Here is a 3469-nt window from a genome sequence, read left to right as displayed (position 1 = left end):
GATATTGGCGAGCAGTGGCGAGATGATCCCGCCTTGAGGGGTTCCGGCCTCGGTGCGAAGGAGCTGTTCCTCCGATAGAACACCGGCCTTCAGGAACTGCCCGACCAACCGCGTCACCCGCCGGTCGGCTATGCGCTGGCGTAGCCGGTCCATCAGATGGTGATGGTTGATGTTGTCGAAGCAGCCCTTAATGTCCCCCTCAATAACCCAAGGGTACGGCATCCGGCTCCGCCGCCTGTCCTTGTCGCGCTTCTGCGGCAGGGCAGCTCGACGGATATACTCCAAGGCGCCATGCGTGCTCCGTCCGGGCCTGAACCCGTAGGAGACATGCCAGAACTGCGCCTCAAAGATTGGCTCCAGAAGTGTCTTGACCGCGCCTTGGACGACGCGATCCTTGATCGTGGGAATGCCCAAGGGTCGGAATTGCCCTGGTTTACTGGCCTTGGGGATGAGCTTGCGCCGCGCAGGGCTGGGCCGATATGCGCCAGAGCGCAATTCTGCCTGAAGCCGTTCGAGGAAGCGATGCTCACCCTTCTGCCGGATGCGCCCCACGGTCATCCCGTCGATCCCGGCTGTGCGTCCGCCCCGGTTGGAGGCTACGCGTTGCCAGGCATGACGCAGCATACGCAGGTCGGTAACCCAACCCCACATGTCTCGCCACGCGTCTTCGGGATTTGCCTTATTCCACTGATAGAGGTTGCGTTGAACGCCGAGTACCCAGGCCTCGTCGGCCCAGTGATCCATGTCCACAGATCACTCCTCCGTCGTACAAGTCTACCGTCTTCCTGCTTCCCTTCGCCTTGTGCGCGGCTTTCCCGCACTCCGACTACTACGGAAGCTCCGCCCTTGGTGTCGTCCATCTCCGGCCGTCGCGGCGAGCCCAGTTCCGTGCTGGGCAGACGATCCAAGTTCCCGTGTTCTGATCTCCAACCTTGGTGCCCTTAGGCGGTGAGCTCTACCCCGCGCGATACGGTGAATGGGTCGAAGGAGCGGCTCCCGTCCCGGACGCAGTCGCTGCGCCCAGCAGTAAGGATAGACGAGCCTTACCGCATCTGATCGCTGTCGGTGCCTCCACGCCATTGCGCGATTCAGAGGCAGTATCTGTGTTACGAGGCTTCCGTCGCTCACTTCGTTGTCTCGCCATAGGCACTGCGGTAGCCCGGCCTGCAGTCAATGGCCCGCATCCGGTACAGTTAAGGCCAATCTGCTTATGCCACCCAACCGGCGACGCCCGGTTGAGCTTCTTGACCCCCTTCCATCCGCTGCTCCTGCGGTCAGGGCGGCATTGCAGCCGCCGGTCGGAAATCAGCAAGCTTGAGAGATGATCGCTAAATCATGTTCACCTCCCGCGCCTTCACGGCGCACCGTCGATCCACAGATACGGCCAGTCGCCCTCGATCGGCCGGTCGAGGAAGGCCTTCACCTTGCCGTCGATCTCCTCGCACAGCCGCGACACCTGGCTCTTGGACACGCCGCTCATGCCCATGGCCTTGACTAGGTCGTCGACCGAGCGCATCGAGATGCCTTGGATATAGGCCCCTTGAATAACAGCCGTCAGCGCCTTCTCGGCCATGCGCCGCGGCTCCAAGAGGGGAAATAGGACCCCTTCCTGAGCTTCGGAATGCGCAGTTCGACCGTGCCGGCCCGCGTCGCCCAATCGCGGTCGCGATAGCCATTGCGCTGGACAAGCCGCAGCGGGCTCTTCTCGCCATGGGCCGCGCCGGTGGCCGCGCCCATCTCCATCAGCCGCTCCGCAGCAAAGCCGATCATCTCGCGCAGGATATCGGCGTCAGGGGTCTTCTCCACAAGCGTGCGATCAAGTTGGTATTCAGCAACCCGACCCTACCGGGGAACATCGATGACCGCTGCTATTGCCGCTCGCTACGGCGCCGTCGAAGCCGCGCTCCCGAGCGGCTTCGTCACCGCCGAGCTACACCTCATGGGACGCGACCGCAGCGCCAATGAAAACAGCTACTTGTTTGCAGGACATAGGGGGTAGTCGCCGCTGCGGCTGTGAACATTTTCACTTCTTTACACCAATAAATTCAGCTCCTGTTCGGTGTTGCTTTAGTCTGCGGAACGAAGCCTCATCATTCGCGGGAGCGATCGCCATGTCAGGTGCCCCATTGCCGCCCTTCACACAGGACACCGCAATAGAAAAGGTGCGAATCATCGAAGATGTCTGGAATAGCCGTGACCCGGCTCGAGTGGCACGTGGCAACACAATCGACAGCATCTGGCGAGAACGCGTTGAATATCTGGCGGGATGGGGAGCCATTGAGTCGTTTCTCGCACGCAAGTGGGTAAAAGAACTTGACTATCGGCTAATCACGGAACTTTGGGCCTTCACCGCCAACCGGATGGCAGTGCGGTTTGCGTACGAATTCCACGATGACGGTGACAATTGGTTCAGGGCCTATGGAAACGAAAACTGGGAGTTCGATCCGGATGGCCTGATGCGGCAGCGCATCGTCAGCACCAACGAGCATGCGATCACAGCGAGCGATCGGATGTTCTTATGGCCGCTGGGCCGCAGGCCCGACGATCACCCCGGGCTTAGCGATTTCGATCTCTAAGGAGCCCGCCACTTCCGCTGCTCGACAGCATAAATCCGGTAACGGCACAGTGCGGATGTCGACATCGGCCCGGCACTGGCTTTCCCACTCACCTTCCTGGCGACCAGGTTCGTCAGCTGACCATCTTGTGCCTTCGCTGCCAGATATGAAAAGCAGGGCTCGCCCGGCGTAACCCGCTGCCCCGTGCCGCGATCTGCGGCCGTCGCACGCCAGCGGTAGTGCGCAACTTCATCCCGGCGAGCGGCCCCGCAGCGGGGATTTACACAAACTTGCGACAATAAACTCGTCTCCCCCACGACTACTGCGCGAAGCTTGTTCATAAAATCACTAGCTCACCACCCTCGGAGCGAGAGAACATCATGCGTAACAGGAATGGGCAGACCGCGATTGACGCACGCAGCCGCACTTGCAGCACCATGCCGATGGGTGCGCAGTCCCCGATACCAGGTGAGATGAATGGCAATGAGCACCACGAACAGGAATTGCTAACTTGAGATCAACCAACGCGCATTTCTCGGGATAACGGGCGCCGCTGTGGCGATGACAGTTTTTGGGCCGGGTGTTCGGAGAGGCCGCAACGGGTCTGGATTCCAGAATGCGTTTCCGCCCGTCCAGGGATGTCCGACGCGGGTTTTGTCGGGGCAGCGCCAGTGGCATCGTGGCTTTAGGATATAGCGCCTCAGCGAGCCGTGTGATGCCGCATCGGCATCACACGACGCGGTAGCGCCGGCAACAACTCACGGTGAACATCCATGGAACTCCATCAAGTTCGGTACTTTCTAGCTGTTGCGAGCACGCTGAATTTCACGCGTGCTGCGGAGATGTGCAACGTCACGCAACCGGCACTGACCAAGGACGTGCAAAAGCTGGAGCAGGAACTTGGGGGTCAGCTC

The 3469-nt window shown here is 60.7% G+C and carries 4 protein-coding genes and 1 pseudogene; 3 read left to right on the top strand and 2 right to left on the bottom strand.

The features are described 5' to 3' along the window. Positions 1–744, bottom strand: a 744-nt coding sequence (locus G6N73_RS35035; RefSeq protein WP_246252820.1) for a reverse transcriptase domain-containing protein, incomplete at its 3' end; no start/stop codon positions are given. A gap of 622 nt (positions 745–1366) precedes the next feature. Further along, positions 1367–1806 (bottom strand): annotated as a pseudogene (locus tag G6N73_RS35030) (transposase); the annotation flags it as partial. Between the two features lie 52 nt (positions 1807–1858). Here G6N73_RS35030 and G6N73_RS35025 point away from each other — a divergent pair. The 3 genes from G6N73_RS35025 to G6N73_RS35015 form a co-directional block, all read left to right on the top strand. Next, a complete protein-coding gene (locus tag G6N73_RS35025; protein ID WP_165034444.1) occupies positions 1859–1999 on the top strand; it encodes a hypothetical protein in 141 nt (46 codons plus the stop codon). Between the two features lie 112 nt (positions 2000–2111). Then, a complete protein-coding gene (locus G6N73_RS35020) occupies positions 2112–2576 on the top strand; it encodes a nuclear transport factor 2 family protein (protein WP_165034443.1) in 465 nt (154 codons plus the stop codon). 752 nt (positions 2577–3328) lie between these two features. Further along, a partial coding sequence (locus G6N73_RS35015; protein WP_165034442.1) for a LysR family transcriptional regulator occupies positions 3329–3469 on the top strand: 141 nt, incomplete at its 3' end.

Origin of the sequence: Allomesorhizobium camelthorni (assembly GCF_011045125.1) — a bacterium.
GTDB lineage: Bacteria > Pseudomonadota > Alphaproteobacteria > Rhizobiales > Rhizobiaceae > Allomesorhizobium > Allomesorhizobium camelthorni.
The sequence above is the reverse complement of the archived record's forward strand: the minus strand, read 5'-3'. Positions and strand labels throughout refer to the sequence as shown.